The following is a 15,627-nucleotide window of genomic DNA, read 5'->3' as shown; positions in this document are numbered from 1 at the left end:
CGCCTAGCGGCTCTCTCCTGACGGGTAGGCCCTGCGCGCCAGCCGCTCCAGTGCGGCCGTGATCGCGAAGACCAGCAGGCCGAGCACGATCGCGCCCCCGACGTACGCGAATGCCCGGGCATGGTTGGAGGTCGCGGCGTTCTTGATGGCGCTGCCGAGACCGTTGTTGACCCCGCCGAAGTACTCGGCGACCAGTGCCGAGATGACCGCCAGCGAGCCGGCCACGCGCAGCCCGGTGAGGGTGTACGGGATTGCGACCGGAAGCGTGACGGTGCGGAAGCGCTGCACCGGCCCGGCGGCGTACGTCCTCATCAGATCGCGCTGCAAGGGAGTGGTCTGCCGCAGGCCGCGGAGGGTGTTGATGAAGACGGGTACGAACGCGGCGATGCCGCCGATGATGCGTCGCGGCGTCTCCTGGTCGGTGCCGAGCATCGTGTAGAGCAGCGGCGCGATCGCGACGATCGGGATGACCGCGAGGATCGCGACCAGGGGTCCGAGCATGCCGTCGAAGAGCCGGGTCGTGGCGGCGACGCCGGCGAGCGCGACGCCGAGGACCGCGCCCGCAGCCAGGCCCCACAGCGAGTTGACCGCGGTGACCCAGAAGGCTGCCCGGATGGGCTCCCAGCTCTCCCCGAGCGCGGTGACGACCTCACCGGGACCGGGGAGGAAGAAGGTGCCGATGCCGAGCACGTCGACGGTGAGCGCCCACAGGGCGAGGCCGAGGAGCCCGACCACGAGCGGGGCGACCAGGCGCGAGAGCGACAGCGTCATGAGGTCGCTCCGGACGCGGGCCGCGAGTGCAGCGCCTCGCGGACCTCGGTGACCAGCTCGTAGAAGCGCTCCGACTCGCGCAGCACCTCGTCGCGGACGACGTCGGGGCCGAGTCCGGTCGGCACGATCCGGGTGATCCGGCCCGGCCGCGGCGACATCACCACGACCCGTTCGGAGAGGAAGACCGCCTCCGGGATGGAGTGAGTGACGAACACGACCGCGGCACCGGTCTTCCGGACCAGCCGGGACAGCTCGGTCTGGAGGCGCTCGCGGGTCATCTCGTCGAGCGCGCCGAACGGTTCGTCCATCAGCAGCAGCCGAGGCTGCTCGGCGAGAGCCCGGGCGATCGCCACCCGCTGCTGCATGCCGCCGGAGAGCTGGTCCGGGTAGTGCCCGGTGAACTCCTCCAGCCCGACCAGGGCGACCAGCTCGGCGATCCGCTCCTGTCGCCGGCGCCTGGAGACCTTGTGCAGCTCCAGCGGTACCGCGATGTTGTCGGCGACCGTACGCCACGCCAACAGCCCCGACTGCTGGAAGGCGATCCCGTAGTCCTGGTCCTTGCGGGCGCGCGCCGCGGTCTTGCCGAACACCTGCACGGTCCCCGTCGAGGGGGTCTCGAGATCGGCCACCAGCCGCATCAGCGTCGACTTTCCGCAGCCCGAGGGCCCGATGAGCGAGACGAACTCGCCCGGTGCGACGCTCAGGTCGATGTCGGCCAGCGCCTGCACCTGGCCCTGCTTGCTCGCGAACTGCTTGGTCACCCCCGTCAGCGAGACGGCCGGGGTCGGCAGCTCGTCACCGCTCTCGGCTGTGGGCGTCGTCGAATCAGGGGTCACGGTGGCCTTTCCGTCGTCGATCATGTCGCCTCACCCCTCCGGTAGCGCCGCAGTGCGACCCCGATGAGCCAGACCACCCCGGCGGCGAGCAGCCCGAGCACGGCCGCGCCGAAGATCGGCGCCCAGGCCTTCGCCGGGTCGCCGGAGGCCTGGCCGCCATAGCCGATCAGCTTGCGTCCGATGCCGTCGAGGTAGGCGATCGATCCCTCCGCAACCACCGTCCCGACCACCGCGGCGGCCGCTGCCAGACGTAGCGAGGAGAGCAGGTAGGGCACGGCTGCGGGCAGCTTGACCTTGCGCAGCGTGGGCCAGTAGCCCGCGTCGTACGTCCTGAAGAGCTCACGCTGCTCCACGGTCGGTGACTGGAGTCCCCGCAGCGCTCCGACGGCGACCGGGAAGAAGGCGAGATAGGAGGCGATCACCGCGACCGACATCCACGCCGGCCACTCCCAGGCGCCGATGGCGATGTTCGAGCCCCACGACTTCACCATCGGTGCGAACGCGATCAGCGGCACCGTCTGGGACAGCACGATCCACGGCAGCAGGCCGTGCTCGGCGAGCTGGAACCGGTCCATGGCCAGCGCCAAGGCGAGTCCGACGACGGTGCCGACGAGTAGCCCGACACATGCTATCCCCAGTGACACCAGGGCCGCCTGGAGGATGACCAGCCACAGCGGTGACGAGGTCGAGGCGGAGGTCTCCGGCTCGAGGAGCCGGGTGACCATCTCCCATACGTGCGGCATCGCCAGGTCGGTCGCCCGTGGCAGGATCCGCGCCTCGCCGATGACCCAGCCCGCCTCGGGCCCGAACTGCTTGTAGCACTCCCACAACGCCACCACCAGGGCCAGCCCCAGCACCCCGGCGACCATCCGGACGCCGCCGGTGAGGACGCGACCCACCGTCACGCCTTAGCTGTCGCCGGCCGGTTGACCCGGGGGATGACCAGATCGCCGTACGCCGCCAGGGTCTGATCCATCGCGTCGTGCTGCAGGTAGACGGCGAACTGGTCGACGCCGAGGCTCTTGAGCCGCTCGAGCTTGGCGACCTGCTCCTCGACCGAGCCGAGGATGCAGAACCGGTCGACGATCTCGTCGGGCACGAACTGGGTGTGGGTGTTGTCGGCCCGCCCGTGCTCGTTGTAGTCGTATCCCTCGCGGCCCTTGATGTAGTCGGTGAGCGCCTGCGGGACGGCACCGCTGCCGTACTTCGACACGATGTCGGCGACGTGGTTGCCGACCATCCCGCCGAACCACCGGCACTGCTCGCGGGCATGATCCAGCGCCTCGGGCGACCCGTCGGTGACGTACGCAGGAGCGGCCACGCAGAAGGTCAGCGACTCCGGGTCACGGCCGGCGTCGGTGGCCGCCTTCTTGACCGCCCCGATCATCCACTCGGTGATGTCGGGGTCGGCCAGCTGCAGGATGAACCCGTCGCCGACCTCTCCGGCGGCCTTCAGCGCGAGCGGGCCGTAGGCCGCGATCCACACCTCCAGCTCGGAGCGCTTGGCCCACGGGAACTGCAGCGTGGTGCCGTTGATCTCGACCGGGCGCCGGTTGGCGAGCTCGCGGATGACCCGGGTCGCCTCGCGCATCTCCTTGATCGTCGACGGCTTCCCGTTGAGCACCCGCACCGCCGAGTCGCCGCGCCCCATCCCGCAGACGGTGCGGTTGCCGTACATCTCGTTCAGGGTCGCGAAGACCGACGCGGTCACCGTCCAGTCGCGGGTCGCCGGGTTGGTCACGAACGGACCGACCTTGATCGTGCGGGTCTCGGCGAGGATCTGGCTGTAGATGACGTACGGCTCCATCCACAGCAGGTGGCTGTCGAACGTCCAGACGTAGTCGAAGCCGTACGCCTCGGCCTGCTTCGCGAGGGAGACGACCCGCCAGGCGGGCGGGTTGGTCTGGAGGACGACACCGAAGTCCATCACGTCACACCAGGTACTGGGAGAGGTCGCGCTTGAGGTAGCTGCCGTGGCCCTTGGTGCCCTTGAACTCGCCGTCGGCGACGACCACGGACCCGCGGGAGAGCACCACGTCGACGTGTCCGTCGATCTCGTAGCCCTCCCAGGCCGAGTGGTCCATGTTCATGTGATGGGTCTTGCCGACTCCGATGGAGGTGTGGCCGTTCGGGTCGTAGACGACGATGTCGGCGTCCGCTCCCGGCGCGATGACGCCCTTGCGGCCGTAGAGCCCGAACATCCGGGCCGGCGTGGTCGCGATCAGCTCCACCCACCGCTCGAGCGTGATCTGCCCGGTCACCACGCCCTGGTAGAGCAGGTCGACGCGGTGCTCGATCGACCCGATCCCGTTGGGGATGGCCCGGAAGTCGTCCTTGCCGAGCTCCTTCTGCTCCTTCATGCAGAAGGGGCAGTGGTCGGTGGAGACCATCTGCAGGTCGTTGGTGCGCAGCGCCTGCCACATCGCGTCCTGGTGGCCCTCCTCGCGCGAGCGCAGCGGCGTCGAGCAGACCCACTTGGCGCCCTCGAATTCGCCCCACTCCTCCGACCTCGCGCCGAGCTGGTCCTCGAGGGAGAGATAGAGATACTGCGGGCAGGTCTCGCCGAACACGTTCTTCCCGTGGTCGCGGGCCGTGGCCAGCTGCGCCACCGCCTGCTTGGCGCTGACGTGCACCACATAGAGCGGTGCCCCGGTCACGTCGGCGAGCATGATCGCCCGGTGGGTGGCCTCCTCCTCCATCTGCCAGGCACGCGCGATGCCGTGGTAGTAGGGAGACGTCTTGCCGGACTCGGCCAGCTGAGCGGCGAGCACGTCGATCGCCGGACCGTTCTCGGCGTGCATCATGGTCAGCAGCCCGTGGTCGGTCGCCTTCTGCATCGCCCGCAGGACCTGCGCGTCGTCGGAGTAAAAGACGCCCGGGTAGGCCATGAACAGCTTGTACGAGGTGATCCCCTCGTCCACGAGCGTGTCCATCGCCTTGAGCGAGTCGCCGTCGACCCCGCCGATGATCTGGTGGAACCCGTAGTCGATCGCGCAGTTGCCGGCGGCCAGCTCGTGCCAGTGCGCCAACCCGTCCTGTACGCGTTCGCCGTAGCGCTGCACCGCGAAGTCGATGATCGTCGTGGTGCCGCCCCAGGCCGCGGCCCGGGTGCCGGTCTCGAAGGTGTCGCTGGCGTTGGTGCCGCCGAACGGCAGCTGCATGTGGGTGTGGGCGTCGACGCCGCCGGGGATGACGTACTTCCCGGTCGCGTCGATGGTGACGTCGGCCTCGATCGTCCCCAGCGGAGTGCTCCCGGGGGAGATGAGCGCGACGATCTTCTCGCCGTCGACGAGCACGTCTGCCTGGGTGCGTCCGGTCGAGGAGACGACCGTGCCGCCCGTGATGAGCGTGGTCAATGCCGCAGTCATGGGTAGAGCCTCCTCAGGGTCGGGGGATGGAGGTGTACGAATCGGGCCGACGGTCGCGGTAGAACTGCCAGTCGTCGCGCATCTCCTGGACCATGCTCATGTCCAGGTCGCGTACGAGCAGCTCCTCCTTCTCGCCCGAGCCGAGCTCGCCCACGTAGTTGCCGCGGGGGTCGACGATCTGCGACATCCCGTAGAAGTTGACCGCCTCTTCGCCGTACTCGTTGTCCTCCAGGCCGACCCGGTTGGGCGCGAGCACGAAGTAGCCGTTGGCGACCGCGGCCGCGGGCTGCTCGATCTCCCACAGCCGGTTGGAGAGCCCCGGCTTGGTGGCGTTCGGGTTGAAGACCATGTGGGCGCCGTTGAGCCCGAGCTCGCGCCAGCCCTCGGGGAAGTGGCGGTCGTAGCAGATGTACATCCCCACCTTCCCGACCGCGGACTCGAAGACCGGATAGCCCATGTTGCCGGGGCGGAAGTAGAACTTCTCCCAGAACTTCTCGACGTGGGGCAGATGGTTCTTCCGGTACTTGCCGAGGATCGTGCCGTCGGCGTCGACGAGCACGGAGGTGTTGTAGTAGACCCCGGTGTCCGCCTCCTCGTAGATCGGCAGCACCATCACGATGCCCAGCTCCTTGGCCAGGCTCGCGAAGCGCTGCACGATCGGCCCGTCGGCCGGCTCGGCGTAGCGGTAGTACTTCTTGTCCTGGGTGATTCCGAAGTAGGGCCCGTAGAAGAGCTCCTGGAAGCACATCACCTGGGCACCCTGGGCAGCGGCGTCACGCGCGAAGCCCTCGTGCTTGTCCAGCATGGAGACCTTGTCCCCGGTCCAGGTGGTCTGGCTGATTGCGGCTCTGACGATCGTCATGCAACTACCTCCCGCCTCACATACAAGCACGCCGCCGCGACCCGTGGGGTCGCGACGGCATTTTTGCTTCAGACGTTGAGGTGGTTGAAACCCTGTCGTTTTATGCGGCGGTCGCCGGATGACGTACGACGACGTGCTCGACGGCCCTGGCGAGCTCCTCGCGGAGCTCGGGCGCGAGCTGAGGGCAGTCGATGGAGAGGAACAGCTCCATCGCGGAGCGGGTCGCGCGGGCCCGCTCGCCGGGCGTGCCCTCTGCAAGGGTCGGCGCGATCTCGGCGAGATGGGCACTGGTCTCGACCACGGTGTTGCAGTCGTGCGGGGTGAGTGGGGCGCGGGCCTCCCGGCCGGCGCGGACGAGGACGCTCAGAACCTCCACCTTGGCGGCGGTGGTCAACGACATAGCGCTCCTCGACGAGTCGAACAGATGCGACCCCACACCGTCCGCGTTGTGCGACGACATGTATCTCCTCGGTGGGACGTGTGCCTCCCCCGAGGCACTCTCGCCCACTCCAACGAGCAGGGGAAGGGATCGGTGACGCCCTTGGGTGCTTTGTAACTGACCTGTGGGCCGACCCGTGAGTAACCTATAGAAACCATGACCCTGGTGTTGCAGATCGCCTCGCATGGGACGACCCGGCACAATTGAGCCCATGAGTTCTCCTGGGGGCGCCGGCATCGGCGGTCTGATGGTCGAGACCGAGGCCGATGTCGTACGCCGCCAGGCACTGCGCCGCATGCGCATCGTCGCCACCGGGCTCCTGGTCGTGGCCGCCATCGTCTACCTGCTGACCCTTCGGCTGGACGGGTTCTGGGGGTTCGTGAACGCCGGCGCCGAGGCGTCGATGGTCGGCGCGATGGCCGACTGGTTCGCGGTCACCGCGCTGTTCCGCCACCCGCTCGGGCTGCCGGTGCCGCACACCGCGCTGATCCCGAAGCGGAAGGACGAGCTCGGCGCCAGCCTGGAGGAGTTCGTCCAGGACAACTTCCTGCAGGAGGAGACGATCCGCGAGCGGCTCGGTGTCGCGATGCCGTCGCTGCGGCTCGCGCTGTGGCTCGCCGAGGAGCCCAACGCCAAGCGGGTCGTCGACGAGGTCTCCACCGTGGTCGCCGACGGGCTCTCCCGGATCAGCAACCGGCACATCGTCGAGATCATCCAGGACGGGTTCGTACCCCGCCTGCGCGAGGAGCAGATCGCGCCGCTGCTCGGCGGCACCCTGCAGGCGGCGCTGGACGACGGCGTCCACCACGGCCTGGTCGACCTGGCCCTGGTCGAGCTGCACGGCTGGCTCGAGGAGAACGAGGAGATCGTCACCGAGGTGCTCGGCGAGCGGGCGCCGTGGTGGACGCCGCAGGTGCTGCGCGAGCCGGTGACCGCCCGCATCCACGTCGAGCTGGTCCGATGGATCGCCGACATCCGCGACGACCCCGAGCATCGCGCCCGCAAGGCGATCGACACGATGCTCGCCGACCTCGCCGACAACCTGCAGCACGACGAGGCCACCATGGAGCGCGCCGAGCGGCTCAAGGAGCGTGTGCTCGACCACCCCGGCGTGATCAACACCGCCATCTCCATCTGGGACGCGCTGCGCCGTGCGCTGACCACTTCCCTGCGCGACCCCGAAGGCGTCGTCCGTCGCCGCGCCTTGGACGAGGTCGTCCGCTACGCCCAGAAGGTCGTCCTCGACGAGGCCCTCCAGCGCCGCTACGACGCGCTCGCCTCCGACGTGGCCGTCTACGTCGTCAAGCGCTACGGCCGCGAGGCGACCACCGTCATCACTCACACCATCCAGCGCTGGGACGGCAAGCAGGCCGCCCGCCGCATCGAGCTGTTCGTCGGCCGCGACCTGCAGTTCATCCGCATCAACGGCACCATCGTCGGTGGCCTTGTCGGCGTGATCATCCACACCGTCGCCGTCCTGATGGAGTGATGGGGGAGGATGGTCGCGTGAGTGAACCCTTCGACGTACCCATCAGCGACGAGGTCATCCGGCTCGGTCAGTTCATGAAGCTGGCCAACCTGGTCGAGGCCGGCTCCGAGGCGCGCCCGGCGATCACGGCCGGCGAGGTGAAGGTCAACGGTGAGATCGAGCTCCGCCGCGGACGCCAGCTCCGCCTCGGCGACGTCGTCGAGTACGCCGGCCAGGCGGCCCGGGTCTCCGACGAGGCCGACTTCGACGTGCCCTGGTAGGACCTGACGCAAATAGGAGCGAGGCGGTGACCCCGAAGGGTCACCGCCTCGCTGCGTACGAACTGCTTACTTCTCGACCTTGACCAGGTCGCAGACGAAGATCAGGGTCTCGCCGGGCTTGATCGCGCCGCCGGCGCCGCGGTCGCCGTAGCCCAGGTGGGGCGGGATGACGAGCTGGCGGCGGCCGCCGACCTTCATGCCGAGGATGCCCTGGTCCCAGCCCTGGATGACCTGGCCGATGCCGACGCGGAAGTCGAGCGGCTCGCCGCGGTTGTAGGACGCGTCGAACTCCTCACCGGTGGACAGTGCAACGCCGACGTAGTGGACCGATACGCGGTCGCGCTCGGTGGCCTCCTGGCCGTCACCGACGGTGATGTCCTTGATGACGAGGTCGGTCGGAGGGGTGGGGTCGACGAAGTCGATCTCAGGCTTCTGGCTCATGAATTCAGTCTACGTATCGATTCTCGCTGGGGCACACCACCGTCGCGTCGGCCGTCCCGGGGTAGATCGTGGTCAGCCCGTCGGCCCGCTCCCGGCCGAGGTTCCACTCCAGCCAGTCGCCCTCGCGCTCGCTGGGCCCGAGCACACAGCTGCGCAGGTCGTCGGGGAGCTCCTTCAGGGCCGGCACCGCGTCGTCGCTGAGCTCGGCGAGGAAGTCGGTGTCGATCTTCCCGGTCTCCTCATAGCGCGAGACGTTGTGCTCGGCAATCCACGCATCCGGGTTGATCGCGGCGATGCCGAGCAGCGCGACAGCACCGCTGACCAGCGCGAAGCGGCCGAGCCAGAGCCCGCCGCCGATGGCCTTGCCGGTCACCGCGGCGACGAGGCCGGCGATCACCAGCAGACCCAGCCAGGCCTCGAAGACATCGACGAGCAGGCGGAGCTGGGTGAAGCCGTACGCCTCCTGGTAGAGGTGCATCCGGTACAGCGCCGACCCGACGACGACCAGGGCCTCCGCGGCGAGCAGCCCGAGCGCGATCCTCAACCACAGCCGGTCGGCGACGGTCTCCACCGGCGCCTTGCGCGCCGCCGCCCAGATCACCAGCAGAGTCAGCGCGGTCGCGACGGTGAGCTGGCCGAACCCCTGGTGGACGTATTCGGCGTAGGTCAGCCCCGTCGTCTCGCGCAGGTAGTCCTCGCCGCCGAAGACCGCGGTCGCCTGTGCGATCAGGAACGCGGCGAAGACGGCGACCACGACGCCGACCGGAGCCAGCCACTCGTAGCGGTTGGCGACGGGCTGGGACGTACGCTCGCTGCGGTCGATCCTGGGCGGGTTCACAGCCAGGTACGCAGCGCCCATCACGACCCCGAAGACGAAGACTGTCATGAAGATCCGAGCCGCGAAGGTGTCCGGCCGTACGTCCGGAACGAACTGGTCGACCCAGCTGCCCAGCACAGCGTCGGCGGTGGTGAACAGGAGCCCGAAGATCACCAGGCCGAGCAGCGAGAGCACCGTGGTGCGGGCGACCGCGGCTCCGTGACCCTTGCCGGAGACGCTGGTCAGCGTACGGCCCAGCCACGGGATCCCGCGCAGCCCGGCCAGCGGCCAGGAGATCCCGGTCAGCACGATCCCGAGCAGCGTCTTCGCCTGGGTGGAGGCGCACAGGATCACCGCGATCGCCGTGAGCAGGCACAGCACGACGAGCCACTCCGCGTCGCGGAACACCGCGACCGAGGAGAGCAGCGCGAACAGGACGTAGCAGACGATCGGGAACAAGTTGCGACGCTTCTCGCTCGCCAGCATCACGACCCCGCCGGCGGCCAACAGCACGATGACCGTGCCGAGCCCGGCGTTGCGGTCGGGGATCAGCAGGCCGCCGAGCAGGCCGGCGACCACGGCACCGATGAAGAGCCCGAACCTCCCCGCGACACCGGAGTCGGGCCAGTAGGTGCCGAAGATGTCGTCGAGGACCGACGGGGTGGCATAGGCGGCGTTGGGGTTCGTTGTGGGGGCGTCGACCGGCCTGGCCGGTTCAGCGGGCTCGGCCGCCGGGGGAGTGGTGGGCATCTGGCTCTCCTCGTGGGTGGGGGTGAGATGACTGGGACTGTGCGGATCAGGGTCGGCGCGCGCGGGTGGGCGCAGCGGGAGGTCGACGCGCACCCGGGCGCCGGCGGCGCCGGGGAGCGGGTCGAGAAAGGCGATGGAGCCGCCGTGCAGGTCGGTGACCCATCGGGCGATGGCGAGCCCGAGCCCGGTCCCGCCGCCCTCGCCCGAGGCGCTGAGCGTGCCGAAGGGCTCGAAGACGCGGCCCCTGTCGGCGACGGGGATGCCGGGCCCGGAGTCGAGGACCTCGAGTTGGTAGCGATCGCCGTCGATTCCGGCGCGCACGGTGACCACACCGCCGCGGGGGCTGTGCCGGGACGCGTTGTCGAGCAGGTTGACGACGAGCTGGCTGAGGCGATCGGGGTCGGCGTCGACGATCAGGTCGGCCGGTGCGTCGATCTCGTAGGTGACCGGCCGCCCGTTGACCCGCGTCTCCGCGACGCAGGCCTCCAGAAGCGGGCCGAGCTCGACCGAGTCAGTGCTCAGCGGCGCCTTCCCTGCGTCGACCCGCGCCAGGTCGAGCAGGTCCTCGACCAGCCGGCTCAGCCGCTCGGCCTGGCCGAGCGCGGTCTGGAGCGCGGCCGGGTCGGAGCCGACGCCGTCCACGAGGTTCTCCAGCACGACGGTGAGAGCAGCCAGCGGCGTACGCAGCTCGTGGGAGACGTTGGCGACCAGGTCGCGGCGCTGGCGGTCGACGGCGCCGAGGTCGCTGGCCATCGTGTTGAACGCGCGGCCCAGCTGTCCGACCTCGTCGGCACCTACGGCAGGCACCGAGACCGAGTAGTCGCCCCGGGCCATTCGCCGGGCCGCGACGGTCATCTGCCGCAGCGGCGAGGTCATCCCGGCCGCCAGCAGCTGGGTGACCGCGAGCGCGATCCCGATCGTGACGGGGATGGAGATCCACGGGGAGACCCCGGTGATCCGCCCGACGGAGGCGACGACCGCCGCCACCAGGGCGCTCGCGGCGACCAGGAGGCCGAGCTTGACCTTGATCGAGGAGACCCGCTCCAGCGGCGTCATTCGCCGGCCTCCAGGGCATAGCCGACCCCGTGCACGGTGCGGACCCGCGCGGACCCGATCTTGGCGCGCAGCCCCTTCACGTGGCTGTCGACCGTGCGGGTGCCCGAGGCGTCGTTCCAGCCCCAGACCTCGGCCAGCAGCCGCTCGCGGGTGACCACGGCGCCCGGGTCGGCGGCCAGGCAGACCAGCAGGTCGAACTCGGTCGGGGTGAGCCTGACCTCGTCGCCGTCGACCCACACCCGTCGGGCCGCCGGATCCATCCGCAGCCCCCCGATCTCAGCCGTACGCCGCGGCGACCCGGCAAGCTCGGCCGCCCGCTCCACCCGCCGCAGGAGCGCGTTGACCCGGGCGACCAGCTCGCGGGCCCGGAACGGCTTGGTCAGGTAGTCGTCGGCCCCGACGCCGAGCCCGACGAGCACATCGGCCTCGTCGACCCGCGCGGTGAGCATGAGCACCGGCACGGGCCGTACGGCCTGGATCCGGCGGCACACCTCGAGGCCGTCGTAGCCGGGGAGCATCACATCGAGGACGACCAGGTCGGGCGAGGTCTCCTCGAAGCAGGAGACCGCCCCGGGGCCGTCCCACGCCCGGACGACGTCGTACCCCTCCGCCTCGAGCCGGTCCGAGACGGCCTGGTTGATGACCGGCTCGTCCTCGACGACGAGGACCCGGCGGGTGACGGTCAGATGTTCTGGCACATGCTCAGGCTAGAAGCCCGAGCCGCCGGAAAGGCTGCAGAAGTTGTGCAGGTCCTGTGAAGGTCAGGTCTGGTGGACGTACGCCTCGAGCTGGTCGCGCTCGAAGGCGAGCTGGTCGATGCGGTGCTTGACCAGGTCGCCGATGCTGACGATGCCGACCAGAGCGCCGTCGGGGGAGACGACCGGCATGTGCCGGATCCGGCGCTTGGTCATGATGCCCAGGATCTCGTCGATGGTGGCCTCGGGGGCACAGGTCTCGACCTCGGCGGTCATGATCGAGGAGACTTCGGCGGCGAGCAGCGCGTCGTTCTCGTGGAGGCGCCGCACCACGTCGCGCTCGGAGACGATCCCGGCGACGGCGGTGCCGTCGGTGCTGACGACACAGGCTCCGATGCCGTGCTCGGCGAGCACCCCGAGCAGGTCACGCACGGTGGCGGTTGATGCGATTGTGACGACTTCTGCGATCGCCTTGCGAGTGAGTACGTCCGCGATCTTCATGCACCAACGGTAGCGGCCGTGACGTGCGTCACGCCAGGGTCTGTTCCGGAACGCGCCTACTCGGTTCCCGGCCGGCGGAACGCGGTGACCGATCCGGGCTGCGCGGCCGGCCAGTCGGCGTCGTTGTTGCCGTCGGGCAGCCCGCCGAGGAAGGAGAGCACGGCATCGTGCAGGTGGCCGTTGGTGCCCAGTGCGTTGCCGCCCCACGGGCCGGGGTCGCCGGCCAGCGACGTGAACTGGCCGCCGGCCTCACGCACGATGATGTCGAGCGCGGCCATGTCGTAGAGCTCGAGCTCCGGCTCGACCGCGATGTCGACAGCGCCCTCGGCGACGAGCATGTAGGACCAGAAGTCGGAGTAGGCACGGGTGCGCCAGCAGCTGCGCATCAGCGCCAGGAAGTCCTCGAGCCGGTCGCGCTCCTCCCAGCCGTGCAGCGAGGAGTAGGACATCGAGGCGTCCTCCAGGCGGCGTACGTCCGAGACCTGGCAGCGGGTCGACTTCATCAGCGACTTGCCGGTGTGGGCGCCCTGGCCCTTCGCCGCCCACCAGCGCCGTCCGAGCTGGGGCGCGGAGACGACCGACATCACGACCTCGTTGTCGACCGCGAGCGCGATCAGGGTCGCCCAGACCGGCACGCCGCGCACGAAGTTCTTCGTGCCGTCGATCGGGTCGACGATCCAGCGTCGGCTGGACGAGCCGGAGGATCCCGACTCCTCGCCGGTGATCGCATCCCGCGTACGCGCCCGGGAGAGCGTGCGCCGGATCGACTCCTCCACGGCCTTGTCCGCGTCCGAGACGGGGGTCAGGTCGGGCTTGGTCATGACATGCAGGTCGAGCGCCTTGAACCGCGACGTCGACAGCGAGTCGGCATCGTCGGCCAACAGGTGCGCCAGCCGCAGGTCGTCGTTGAAGTCAGGAGTGCTCGCCACGAGGGTCCACTCTAGTGGCTCCGCCCCCGGAGCGAACCCTCCCCTGGTAACCGGTTCCCCACGAAAACACCGACCAGGGCATGTGCGATGAACCAGGTCAGAGAGCGTACGTAGGAACCGACCGCGCCTCGAGCAGGCGACGGAACGAGGCGACCCGCTCCGGATCGAGCCTGCCAGCCTCGACCGCGGTGTCCAGCCCGCACTCGGGCTCCTCGGCGGCGTGCGAGCAGCCGCGCGGGCACTCGGCCGTCGCCTCCTGCAGATCCGGGAAGGAGACGATGAGCCGTTCCGGCTCGACGTGAGCCAGCCCGAACGTACGGATCCCCGGGGTGTCGATGATCCAGCCGCCCCCCGGAAGGCGCAGCATCAACGCCGACGTGGAGGTGTGCCGCCCCCGCCCGGTGACCGCGTTGACGTGCCCGACCTCGCGCCCGGCGTCGGGGACGATGGCGTTGACCAGCGTCGACTTGCCCACGCCGCTGTGGCCGAGGAGAACCGACGTACGTCCGTCGAGTTTTTCCTGCAGCGCGCTCATGTCGCCGCCCCGCTGCGTCACCACCCACGGCACCCCTAGCGCCCGGTAGGTCGAGGCCAGCGACTCCGGGTCGGCCAGGTCGGCCTTGGTGATGCACAGCAGCGGGTCGATGCCCGCCTCCAGGGCAGCCACCAGCGCGCGGTCGATGAACCCCGTGCGCGGCTCGGGGTCGGCGATCGCGGTGACGATCACCAGCTGGTCGGCGTTGGCGACCACGACCCGCTCGACGGGGTCGTCGTCATCGGCCGTACGCCGCAGCACCGTCTCCCGCGGCTCGAGCTCAACGATCCGGGCCAGTGCCCCCTCCGCGCCCGAGGTGTCTCCGACAACCTTCACCCGGTCGCCCACGACCACGCCCTTGCGGCCGAGCGGGCGGGCCTTGACCGCCCACACCTCGACGTCGGGAGCTTCGTCCATGACCAGCGTGAACCGCCCACGGTCGACCGTGATCACCCGCCCGAGATCGGCCTCGTCATAGCTGGGCCGGTCCTTCGTCCGCGGCCGGGTTCGGCGCCGGGGACGGTCGTAGTGCTCGACGTCCTCGGTCCCGTAGCGCCGCTGTGCCTTGGCCATGTCTAGAAGAGTCGGGCCCAGAAGGGCGCGAAGTCGGTGAAGGTCTTGCTGGTGGTGGTGATGTTCTCGACCAGGACGTCCTCGACGGCAGCCCCGATGATGACGCCGGCGTGGGCCATCCGGTGGTCGGCGTAGGTGTGGAACACCCCGCCGTGCAGAGCCGCCGGCCGGATCGTGAGCCCGTCGGGATGCTCGGTGACGTCAGCCCCGAGCGCACCCAGCTCGCGCGCGAGCGCGGCGAGCCGGTCGGTCTCGTGGCCACGGATGTGGCCGATGCCGGTCAGGTGCGAGGGGGTCGAGGCAAGCGCGCACAGTGCCGCGACGGCCGGGGTGAGCTCGCCGATGTCGTGCATGTCCAGGTCGATCCCGGTCAGCCGCTCCGGCCCGGTCACGGTCAGCCCGTCGTCGGTGACCCGCACCTCGCAGCCCATCAGCGAGAGCACCTCGCGCAGCTGGTCGCCCGGCTGGTCGGTGGCCTGCGGCCAGTCACGCACGGTCACGGTCCCGCCCGAGACCGCGGCCAGGGCCAGGAACGGGGCCGCGTTGGACAGGTCCGGCTCGATGGTGCGGTCCAGCGCCTTGATCGGTCCTGGTGCCACCGTCCATCGATTCGCGTCAGAGTCGTCGACCGCGACGCCGTGCTCACGCAGCATCGCGACCGTCATGTCGATGTGGGGGAGCGACGGCACCGGCTTGCCGTCGTGGCGTACGTCCACCCCCTGCTCGTAGCGCGCCCCCGCCAGCAGCAGCGCGCTGATGAACTGGCTCGAGGCCGAGGCGTCGACCACCACGGTCCCGCCGGGCACGGCGCCCTGCCCCTGGATAGTGAACGGCAGCCCGTCGCCCTCGATGTCCACGCCGAGATCGCGGAGCGCACGCAGCACCTCGCCGACCGGCCGCTTGCGCATGTGCGGGTCGCCGTCGAAGGAGACCGTGCCGGTGGAGAGCGCGGCCACCGGAGGTACGAACCGCATCACCGTCCCCGCCAGCCCGCAGTCGACCTCCGCGTCGGCGTCGAACGCCCCAGGCGTCACGACCCAGTCGTCTCCCGAGGTGTCCACGTGCGACCCCAACGACGTCAGCGCGGCCGCCATCAGCAGCGTGTCGCGGGACCGAAGCGCACGACGTACGACGCCGGGCCCGTCCGCGATCGCGGCGAGCACCAAGGCCCGGTTGGTGAGCGACTTGCTCCCGGGCAGCGACACCGTCGCCGTCACCGGACCGCGCGCTCGGGGTGCCGGCCAGGGGTCGGCCGGTCCGTTGGCGGGGTCGGCGGCACGGTCGGTCGTCGTAGTCACAGGTCCA

General features: G+C 70.0%; 16 protein-coding genes. 2 read left to right on the top strand and 14 right to left on the bottom strand.

Annotated features, from left to right (window positions below; all coding sequences use genetic code 11):
* Positions 1-3: 3 nt before the first annotated feature.
* The 7 genes from AB0F44_RS22335 to AB0F44_RS22305 all read right to left on the bottom strand — a co-directional run bounded on the left by AB0F44_RS22335 (position 4) and on the right by AB0F44_RS22305 (position 6,237).
* On the bottom strand, positions 4-771 hold the full coding sequence (locus AB0F44_RS22335; RefSeq protein WP_357358869.1) for an ABC transporter permease subunit: 768 nt from the start codon (positions 769-771) through the stop codon (positions 4-6).
* On the bottom strand, positions 768-1,631 hold the full coding sequence (locus tag AB0F44_RS22330; RefSeq protein WP_357358868.1) for an ABC transporter ATP-binding protein: 864 nt from the start codon (positions 1,629-1,631) through the stop codon (positions 768-770). The genes AB0F44_RS22335 and AB0F44_RS22330 overlap by 4 nt, the downstream gene beginning before the upstream one ends.
* The gene (locus AB0F44_RS22325) at positions 1,628-2,506 is read right to left on the bottom strand and encodes an ABC transporter permease subunit (protein WP_357358867.1); all 879 of its coding nucleotides are present in this window, start codon (positions 2,504-2,506) and stop codon (positions 1,628-1,630) included. The genes AB0F44_RS22330 and AB0F44_RS22325 overlap by 4 nt, the downstream gene beginning before the upstream one ends.
* Positions 2,507-2,508: 2 nt before the next feature.
* Complete coding sequence (locus AB0F44_RS22320) at positions 2,509-3,534, bottom strand: TIGR03842 family LLM class F420-dependent oxidoreductase (protein ID WP_357358866.1); 1,026 nt, start codon at positions 3,532-3,534, stop codon at positions 2,509-2,511.
* A 4-nt stretch (positions 3,535-3,538) separates the two neighbouring features.
* A complete protein-coding gene (hydA, locus tag AB0F44_RS22315; RefSeq protein WP_357358865.1) occupies positions 3,539-4,975 on the bottom strand; it encodes a dihydropyrimidinase in 1,437 nt (478 codons plus the stop codon).
* A gap of 13 nt (positions 4,976-4,988) precedes the next feature.
* A complete protein-coding gene (locus tag AB0F44_RS22310; protein WP_350659611.1) occupies positions 4,989-5,837 on the bottom strand; it encodes a nitrilase-related carbon-nitrogen hydrolase in 849 nt (282 codons plus the stop codon).
* Between the two features lie 100 nt (positions 5,838-5,937).
* A complete protein-coding gene (locus AB0F44_RS22305; protein ID WP_350659613.1) occupies positions 5,938-6,237 on the bottom strand; it encodes a hypothetical protein in 300 nt (99 codons plus the stop codon).
* A 250-nt stretch (positions 6,238-6,487) separates the two neighbouring features.
* Between AB0F44_RS22305 and AB0F44_RS22300 the strand changes: the two genes are divergently transcribed.
* Both AB0F44_RS22300 and AB0F44_RS22295 read left to right on the top strand, forming a co-directional pair.
* Positions 6,488-7,765, top strand: a complete 1,278-nt coding sequence (locus tag AB0F44_RS22300; protein WP_350659614.1) for a DUF445 domain-containing protein — start codon at positions 6,488-6,490, stop codon at positions 7,763-7,765.
* 17 nt (positions 7,766-7,782) lie between these two features.
* On the top strand, positions 7,783-8,025 hold the full coding sequence (locus tag AB0F44_RS22295; protein ID WP_141803051.1) for an RNA-binding S4 domain-containing protein: 243 nt from the start codon (positions 7,783-7,785) through the stop codon (positions 8,023-8,025).
* A gap of 66 nt (positions 8,026-8,091) precedes the next feature.
* Here the strand turns inward: AB0F44_RS22295 and AB0F44_RS22290 are convergent, their stop codons facing one another.
* The 7 genes from AB0F44_RS22290 to aroA all read right to left on the bottom strand — a co-directional run bounded on the left by AB0F44_RS22290 (position 8,092) and on the right by aroA (position 15,620).
* A complete protein-coding gene (locus tag AB0F44_RS22290; RefSeq protein WP_357358864.1) occupies positions 8,092-8,466 on the bottom strand; it encodes an FKBP-type peptidyl-prolyl cis-trans isomerase in 375 nt (124 codons plus the stop codon).
* A 4-nt stretch (positions 8,467-8,470) separates the two neighbouring features.
* Positions 8,471-11,089, bottom strand: a complete 2,619-nt coding sequence (locus AB0F44_RS22285; protein WP_357358863.1) for a DUF4153 domain-containing protein — start codon at positions 11,087-11,089, stop codon at positions 8,471-8,473.
* On the bottom strand, positions 11,086-11,787 hold the full coding sequence (locus tag AB0F44_RS22280) for a response regulator transcription factor (RefSeq protein WP_357358862.1): 702 nt from the start codon (positions 11,785-11,787) through the stop codon (positions 11,086-11,088). Before AB0F44_RS22280 ends, AB0F44_RS22285 begins: the two co-directional genes overlap by 4 nt.
* Before the next feature lie 63 nt (positions 11,788-11,850).
* A complete protein-coding gene (locus AB0F44_RS22275; RefSeq protein WP_350659618.1) occupies positions 11,851-12,285 on the bottom strand; it encodes a CBS domain-containing protein in 435 nt (144 codons plus the stop codon).
* Between the two features lie 56 nt (positions 12,286-12,341).
* The gene (locus AB0F44_RS22270; RefSeq protein WP_357358861.1) at positions 12,342-13,214 is read right to left on the bottom strand and encodes an inositol monophosphatase family protein; all 873 of its coding nucleotides are present in this window, start codon (positions 13,212-13,214) and stop codon (positions 12,342-12,344) included.
* A gap of 97 nt (positions 13,215-13,311) precedes the next feature.
* On the bottom strand, positions 13,312-14,322 hold the full coding sequence (rsgA, locus tag AB0F44_RS22265) for a ribosome small subunit-dependent GTPase A (RefSeq protein WP_357358860.1): 1,011 nt from the start codon (positions 14,320-14,322) through the stop codon (positions 13,312-13,314).
* A 2-nt stretch (positions 14,323-14,324) separates the two neighbouring features.
* The gene (gene aroA, locus AB0F44_RS22260; protein WP_357358859.1) at positions 14,325-15,620 is read right to left on the bottom strand and encodes a 3-phosphoshikimate 1-carboxyvinyltransferase; all 1,296 of its coding nucleotides are present in this window, start codon (positions 15,618-15,620) and stop codon (positions 14,325-14,327) included.
* Positions 15,621-15,627: the final 7 nt, after the last annotated feature.

The organism is Nocardioides sp. NPDC023903 (genome assembly GCF_040639295.1).
In the GTDB taxonomy this organism is placed as follows: Bacteria; Actinomycetota; Actinomycetes; order Propionibacteriales; family Nocardioidaceae; genus Nocardioides.
The sequence above is the reverse complement of the archived record's forward strand: the minus strand, read 5'-3'. Positions and strand labels throughout refer to the sequence as shown.

What these genes read in the sequence shown, in the direction of transcription:
- AB0F44_RS22310 (WP_350659611.1), bottom strand. Translation starts at nt 5,837, where the DNA reads ATGACGATCGTCAGAGCCGCAATCAGCCAGACCACCTGGACCGGGGAC.
- hydA (WP_357358865.1), bottom strand. Translation starts at nt 4,975, where the DNA reads ATGACTGCGGCATTGACCACGCTCATCACGGGCGGCACGGTCGTCTCC.
- AB0F44_RS22290 (WP_357358864.1), bottom strand. Translation starts at nt 8,466, where the DNA reads ATGAGCCAGAAGCCTGAGATCGACTTCGTCGACCCCACCCCTCCGACC.
- AB0F44_RS22275 (WP_350659618.1), bottom strand. Translation starts at nt 12,285, where the DNA reads ATGAAGATCGCGGACGTACTCACTCGCAAGGCGATCGCAGAAGTCGTC.
- AB0F44_RS22305 (WP_350659613.1), bottom strand. Translation starts at nt 6,237, where the DNA reads ATGTCGTTGACCACCGCCGCCAAGGTGGAGGTTCTGAGCGTCCTCGTC.
- AB0F44_RS22300 (WP_350659614.1), top strand. Translation starts at nt 6,488, where the DNA reads ATGAGTTCTCCTGGGGGCGCCGGCATCGGCGGTCTGATGGTCGAGACC.
- AB0F44_RS22285 (WP_357358863.1), bottom strand. Translation starts at nt 11,089, where the DNA reads ATGACGCCGCTGGAGCGGGTCTCCTCGATCAAGGTCAAGCTCGGCCTC.
- AB0F44_RS22320 (WP_357358866.1), bottom strand. Translation starts at nt 3,534, where the DNA reads ATGGACTTCGGTGTCGTCCTCCAGACCAACCCGCCCGCCTGGCGGGTC.
- AB0F44_RS22330 (WP_357358868.1), bottom strand. Translation starts at nt 1,631, where the DNA reads ATGATCGACGACGGAAAGGCCACCGTGACCCCTGATTCGACGACGCCC.
- AB0F44_RS22335 (WP_357358869.1), bottom strand. Translation starts at nt 771, where the DNA reads ATGACGCTGTCGCTCTCGCGCCTGGTCGCCCCGCTCGTGGTCGGGCTC.
- rsgA (WP_357358860.1), bottom strand. Translation starts at nt 14,322, where the DNA reads ATGGCCAAGGCACAGCGGCGCTACGGGACCGAGGACGTCGAGCACTAC.